Source organism: Pseudomonas sp. NPDC090592, assembly GCF_044769185.1.
GTDB lineage: Bacteria > Pseudomonadota > Gammaproteobacteria > Pseudomonadales > Pseudomonadaceae > Aquipseudomonas.
The window spans coordinates 54,259-60,787 of sequence record NZ_JBIVXJ010000035.1 but is presented as its reverse complement, the minus strand read 5'-3'; the positions used below and the strand labels follow the sequence as shown (position 1 = coordinate 60,787).

5 protein-coding genes are annotated in these 6,529 nt (G+C 64.7%); 4 read left to right on the top strand and 1 reads right to left on the bottom strand.

Annotated features, from left to right (window positions below; genetic code table 11):
* Window positions 1-115: 115 nt before the first annotated feature.
* Window positions 116-1,117 (bottom strand): type I glyceraldehyde-3-phosphate dehydrogenase, encoded by a 1,002-nt coding sequence (gap, locus tag ACIQUI_RS24540; protein ID WP_027609551.1) that lies wholly within the window; start codon window positions 1,115-1,117, stop codon window positions 116-118.
* A gap of 264 nt (window positions 1,118-1,381) precedes the next feature.
* Between gap and edd the strand changes: the two genes are divergently transcribed.
* The 4 genes from edd (at window position 1,382) to ACIQUI_RS24520 (ending at window position 6,400) form a co-directional block, all read left to right on the top strand.
* A complete protein-coding gene (gene edd / locus ACIQUI_RS24535; RefSeq protein WP_403203247.1) occupies window positions 1,382-3,208 on the top strand; it encodes a phosphogluconate dehydratase in 1,827 nt (608 codons plus the stop codon).
* Complete coding sequence (locus tag ACIQUI_RS24530; protein ID WP_403203246.1) at window positions 3,205-4,167, top strand: glucokinase; 963 nt, start codon at window positions 3,205-3,207, stop codon at window positions 4,165-4,167. The genes edd and ACIQUI_RS24530 overlap by 4 nt, the downstream gene beginning before the upstream one ends.
* 72 nt (window positions 4,168-4,239) lie before the next feature.
* Window positions 4,240-4,965, top strand: coding sequence for a two-component system response regulator GltR (gene gltR / locus ACIQUI_RS24525; protein WP_403203245.1), 726 nt, complete (start codon window positions 4,240-4,242; stop codon window positions 4,963-4,965).
* On the top strand, window positions 4,946-6,400 hold the full coding sequence (locus ACIQUI_RS24520) for an ATP-binding protein (RefSeq protein WP_403203244.1): 1,455 nt from the start codon (window positions 4,946-4,948) through the stop codon (window positions 6,398-6,400). Before gltR ends, ACIQUI_RS24520 begins: the two co-directional genes overlap by 20 nt.
* The last annotated feature ends 129 nt before the right edge of the window (window positions 6,401-6,529 follow it).

Sequence of the window (6,529 nt, the reverse complement as noted above, 5' to 3'; positions counted from 1 at the left end):
GGCATGGCCACGTTGCAACAAATGTGGGAGCGGCGGTGCGGCGATCCGACTTGCCCCGCGAAGCGCCGCGCGGGCGGCGCTCGATCTCACAGGCGCAATCAATGCCATGGCGAACTCAGCCAGCGCGGCACAGCGCCAAACAGTTATCCAGCATCCGGTTGCTGAACCCCCACTCATTGTCGTACCAGGCCAGCACCTTGAGCATGCGCCCATTGGCCCGGGTATGGTTGGCATCGAAAATGGACGACAGCGGATTGTGGTTGAAATCGCAGGAAACCAGTGGCAAGGCGTTGTAGCCCAATACCCTGGAGTGCTTGCTGGCTTCAAGGAACAGCTGGTTGACCTGCTCGGCGGTGGCCTCGCGCTTGAGGTTGACGGTGAGGTCCACCAGCGACACGTTGATCACCGGTACCCGCACAGCCATGCCGGTCAGCTTGCCGGCCAGTTCGGGCAGTACCAGGCCCACGGCTTCGGCGGCGCCGGTCTTGCTCGGGATCATCGACTGGGTGGCCGAGCGCGCGCGGTACGGGTCGCTGTGGTACACATCGGTCAGTACCTGGTCGTTGGTGTAGGCGTGAATGGTGGTCATCAGGCCTTGTTCGATGCCGAACTCGCGGTGCAGCACCTGGGCGATCGGCGCCAGGCAGTTGGTGGTACAGGAGGCGTTGGAAATGACCTGGTGCGAGGCCCGCAGGATGTCGTGGTTGACCCCGTACACCACGGTGGCATCGGCGCCCTTGGCCGGTGCCGAGACAATCACCTTGCCAGCGCCTGCGGCCAGGTGCGCGGCAGCCTTGGCGCGGTCGGTGAACAGCCCGGTGCACTCGAACACCACGTCGATCGCCTCGGCCTTCCAGGGCAGCTCGGCCGGGTTGCGGATGGCACTGACCGCAATACGGTCACCATTGACCGTGAGGCTTTCGTGGTCGGCCTCGACCGTGGCGTCGAAGGTGCCGTGTACGCTGTCGTACTTGAGCAGGTGGGCATTCATGGCGCTGTCGCCCAGGTCGTTGATGGCGACGACCTGCAAGTCCTGGCGATAGCCTTGGGTATACAGTGCGCGCAGGACATTGCGCCCGATGCGGCCGAATCCATTGATGGCGATGCGTAGGGTCATGGCAGTACCTCTGGCAGTCCGAGTGAAACCTGTGGCAAAAAGGAGCTTCACTGAAACGGTTTTGTTGTTGGAATTACAAGATTATTCACTGGCTGATAGAAAACAAGCCTTTTTAGTGGCAGTATTTTGTTTAAACATACAACGAGTGGTTGGGCGATGTGCCTCCACCGATGCAGCGGGCTCCTTACCTTGAGCCTAGGCCGCAATCGTTTGGAGGGGAAATGCCCGGTAAACCGCCCTTACAATTAGCCTGGAGTCCAGTACATGCATCCGCGCATCCTTGAGGTCACCCAGCGGCTGGTCGAACGCAGCCGTGCCACCCGCGAACGCTACCTGCAGCTGATTCGCGGCGCGGCCAGTGACGGCCCCATGCGCGCCAGCCTGCAATGCGCCAACTTCGCCCACGGCGTGGCCGGTTGCGGCAGCGAGGACAAACAGACCCTGCGCCTGATGAATGCGGCCAACGTGGCCATCGTCTCGGCCTACAACGACATGCTGTCTGCCCACCAGCCGTACCTGCACTTCCCCGAACAGATCAAGCAGGCCCTGCGCGAGGTCGGCTCGGTCGGCCAGTTCGCCGGTGGCGTGCCGGCCATGTGCGATGGCGTGACCCAGGGCGAGCCGGGCATGGAACTGGCCATCGCCAGCCGCGAAGTGATTGCCATGTCTACCGCGGTAGCGCTGTCGCACAACATGTTCGACGCCGCGCTCATGCTGGGTATCTGCGACAAGATCGTCCCGGGGCTGATGATGGGCGCGCTGCGCTTTGGTCACCTGCCGACCATCTTCGTGCCAGGCGGGCCAATGGTTTCTGGCATCTCCAACAAGCAGAAGGCCGACGTGCGTCAGCGCTATGCCGAAGGCAAGGCCAGCCGTGAAGAGTTGCTGGAGTCGGAGATGAACTCCTATCACAGCCCGGGTACCTGCACCTTCTACGGCACCGCCAACACCAACCAGTTGGTGATGGAAGTGATGGGCCTGCACCTGCCTGGCGCTTCGTTCGTCAACCCTTACACGCCGCTGCGCGATGCGCTCACCGCCGAGGCCGCGCAGCAGGTCACGCGCATGACCAAGGCCAGCGGCAGCTTCATGCCGCTGGGCGAAATCGTCGACGAGAAGGCGTTGGTAAACTCCATTGTCGCCCTGCACGCCACGGGCGGTTCGACCAACCACACTCTGCACATCCCGGCAATTGCCCAGGCGGCCGGTATCCAGCTCACCTGGCAAGACATGGCCGACCTGTCCGAAGTGGTGCCGACCCTGTCGCACGTGTACCCCAACGGCAAGGCCGACATCAACCACTTCCAGGCCGCTGGCGGCATGGCCTTCCTGATCCGCGAGCTGCTGGATGCCGGGCTGCTGCACGAAGACGTCAACACTGTGGCCGGCCATGGCCTGCGCCGCTATACCCGGGAACCGTTCCTCGACAACGGCAAGCTGGTGTGGCGTGAAGGGCCGCAGCAGAGCCTGGACGAAAGCATCCTGCGCCCCGTGGCACGGCCATTCTCCGCCGAAGGCGGGCTGCGGGTGATGGAAGGCAACCTGGGCCGCGGCGTGATGAAGGTTTCTGCCGTCGCCGCCGAGCATCAGGTGGTCGAGGCCCCGGCGCGGGTATTCCACGACCAGCAGTCGTTGGCCGATGCGTTCAAGGCCGGCGAGCTGGAGCGTGACTTTGTCGCCGTGGTGCGTTTCCAGGGCCCGCGTTGCAACGGCATGCCCGAACTGCACAAGCTCACGCCGTTCCTCGGTGTGTTGCAGGACCGTGGCTTCAAGGTAGCGCTGGTTACCGACGGGCGTATGTCGGGTGCCTCTGGCAAGATCCCGGCGGCCATCCATGTTTGCCCCGAGGCGTATGACGGCGGCCCGCTGGCGCGGGTGCGCGATGGTGATATCGTGCGGGTCGATGGTGTCGAAGGTACGCTGCGGGTGATGGTGTCGGCCGAAGAACTGGCCAGCCGCGACCTGCCGCCAGCACCCCAGGGCAACGACCTGGGCTGTGGGCGCGAGCTTTTCGGCTTCATGCGCATGGCGTTCAGCCCGGCAGAGCAGGGCGCCAGTGCCTTTACCTCTGGCCTGGAGCACCTCAAATGAAAGACTTGCTGGTTGGCGACATTGGCGGCACCAATGCCCGTTTTGCGTTGTGGCGTAACAACCAGCTGCACGAGGTAAAGGTGTTTGCCACCGTGGACTACACCAGCCCGGAGCAGGCCATCGAGGCCTACCTGCATGGCCAGGGCATCACCCGCGGCGGCTTGGCGGCGGTGTGCCTGGCGGTGGCCGGGCCGGTCGATGGCGATGAGTTCCGCTTTACCAATAACCATTGGCGGCTGAGCCGCACGGCTTTCTGCAAGACCTTGCAGGTGGAGCGGCTGCTGCTGATCAACGATTTCACCGCCATGGCGCTAGGCATGACCCGCCTGCGCGAAGGGGAGTTTCGTGAAGTCTGTCCCGGCCAGGCCGACCCGTTGCGGCCGGCGCTGGTGATAGGGCCAGGCACTGGCCTGGGGGTGGGCTCGCTGCTGCGCCTGGGCGAAGAACACTGGCAGGCCTTGCCGGGGGAGGGCGGGCATGTCGACCTGCCCGTGGGCAATGCCCGTGAAGCAGCGATACACCAACAGATTCATGGTCAGATCGGCCATGTCAGTGCCGAGACTGTGCTCAGTGGTGGCGGCCTGGTGCGGCTGTATCAGGCCATCTGTGCCCTGGATGGCGACACACCCCGGCACACTTCACCTGCGCAGATCACCGATGCCGCGCTGGGCGGCGAGCCAAGGGCGCTGGCGGTGGTCGAGCAATTCTGTCGGTTCCTTGGGCGAGTCGCTGGTAACAATGTACTCACCCTGGGCGCGCGGGGTGGGGTCTATATTGTCGGCGGGGTGATTCCGCGCTTTGCCGAGCTGTTCCTGCGCAGCGGGTTTGCCACAAGCTTTGCCGACAAGGGTTGCATGAGTGGTTATTTCGCTGGCGTGCCGGTGTGGCTGGTGACAGCGGAGTTTTCCGGGTTGCTGGGCGCTGGTGTGGCCTTGCAGCAGGCGCTGGATCACGGATAGTTGAAGGGGGGGCGCGAAGCGCCCCCCAAAGCAGGCGACAAAGACCTGTAACCAACAAGAGGAAGGACCACCTTGAGCACTGCCGGCAAATCGATCCTGATGGTCGACGACGACCAGGAAATTCGCGAGCTGCTGCAAACCTACCTGAGCCGCTCCGGCTTCCAGGTGCATGCCGAAGCCGATGGCGCAGGCTTTCGCCGCGCGCTGGAAAGCACCCCCTGCGACCTGGTCATCCTCGACGTCATGCTACCCGACGAAGACGGCTTCAGCCTGTGCCGCTGGGTCCGCCAGCACCCGCGCCAGGCCCGCGTGCCGATCATCATGCTCACTGCCAGTTCCGACGAAGCCGACCGGGTCATCGGCCTGGAACTGGGCGCCGACGACTACCTGGGCAAACCCTTCAGCCCGCGTGAACTGCAAGCGCGGATCAAGGCCCTGCTGCGTCGCGCCGAATTTGGCCAGGCGGCGCCGGGCAATGCGGTGCTGGCCTTCGACGACTGGCGCCTGGACACGGTCAGTCACCGGCTGTTCCACCGTGATGGCGAAGAGGTGGTGCTGTCTGGTGCCGATTTCGCCCTGCTCAAACTGTTCCTCGACCACCCGCAGCAGATTCTTGACCGTGACACCATCGGCAACGCCACCCGCGGCCGCGAGCCGATGCCTTTGGACCGCATCGTCGACATGGGCGTCAGCCGCCTTCGCCAGCGCCTGCGTGACACCGACAAACCACCCCGGCTGATCCGCACCGTGCGCGGCAGTGGCTATCTGTTGGCGGCGCATGTCTGCAGTGCGCCCTGAGCGCCATTGGCGCCTGCTGCCGCGCTCGTTGCTGGGGCGCATGCTGCTGCTGACCCTGCTGGTGGTACTGCTGGCCCAGGGCTTGTCCAGCATCATCTGGGTTTCTCAACTGCGCGCCAGCCAGTTGCAGGGGCTGCGTGCCAGTGCCAGCAGCCTGGCCCATTCGATGAGCGCAAGCGTCAGCTACTTCCGCTCGCTGCCGGTGGCTTACCGGCCGCTGGTGCTCGACCAGTTGCGCAGCATGGGTGGCACGCGCTTTTTCGTGTCGCTCAACGCCACGCCGCTGGACATGCAGGTACTGCCCGTCACCTCGCGCAAGCAGGCGGTGATCGATGTGTTCCAGCAGGTGCTGCACGAGCGCCTGGGGTCGCAGATGGAGATTTCCGTAGAGTTCGTCAGCCCTGACGACCTGCGCATTTTCAACAGTGGCCTGAAACTCGACGAGCTGCCACGCTCCTGGGCGCATTACTCACTGACCCTGGAGCCGCTGAACCCGCCGGTGCTGGTAACGCAAATCCGCCTGGGCGAGGGCGAGTGGCTGTACATCGCTTCGCTGCTGCCCGAGCCTTACACCAGCCTTGAGGCCGAACGCCTGCCCCGCCAGCAGATCGGTTTCATCGTGCTCACCACCGCCTTGCTGCTGTTGTTCATCGGTTTGCTGGTGCACTGGCAGAGCTGGCCACTCAAGCGCCTGGCGCGGGCTGCGCGGGAGATGTCGCTGGGTGCCGATGTGGCGCCGCTGGCGGAAGCTGGCGGCAGCGAAGTGGTTGAGGTCAGCCGGGCTTTCAATAGCATGCGCGAGCGCATCAGCCGCTACCTGACCGAACGCAGCCAGCTGTTCAGCGCCATTTCCCACGACTTGCGCACACCGATCACCCGGTTGCGCCTGCGTGTCGAACTGCTGGAAGACGAACGCCTGCAGGCCAAGTTCAGCCAGGACCTGGACGAGCTGGAACTGCTGGTCAAAGGCGCGTTGCAGTGCGTGAAGGACACCGATATCCACGAAAACATCGAGCCGGTCGACCTCAACCAGGTGCTGGAGATCCTGGCTGAGCCTTACTTGGGTGATGGTCGCATCGCTGTCGATGGCCGGGCGCTGGCACCGTACCCGGGCAAGCCGTTGGCGCTGCGGCGCTGCATCGGCAACCTGATCGACAATGCCATCAAGTACGGCGAGCGGGCGCGGCTGCGCATCATCGACAGTGCCGAGGGCTTTGTGCTGCAGGTGGATGACCAGGGACCGGGGGTGCCGCAGCAGCAACTGGAGCAGGTGTTCGAGCCGCATTTTCGCCTGGCCGGGCAGCAGCAAGGGTATGGGCTGGGGTTGGGGATTGCGCGCAATATCGCCCATAGCCATGGTGGCGAGGTGAGCTTGCTGAACCTGCGTGAGGGCGGGTTGCGGGTGACCTTGTACCTGCCGCGGGGTTTGGACTGAGATTTTGTACTGCCTGTACCGGCCTTTTCGCGGGGGGGGGGGGGGGGGGGGGGGGGGGGGCGGGGCGGGCGGGGGGGGGGGGGGGGGGGGGGGGCGGGGCGCGCGGCGCGGCGGCGCCGACCCCCCCCC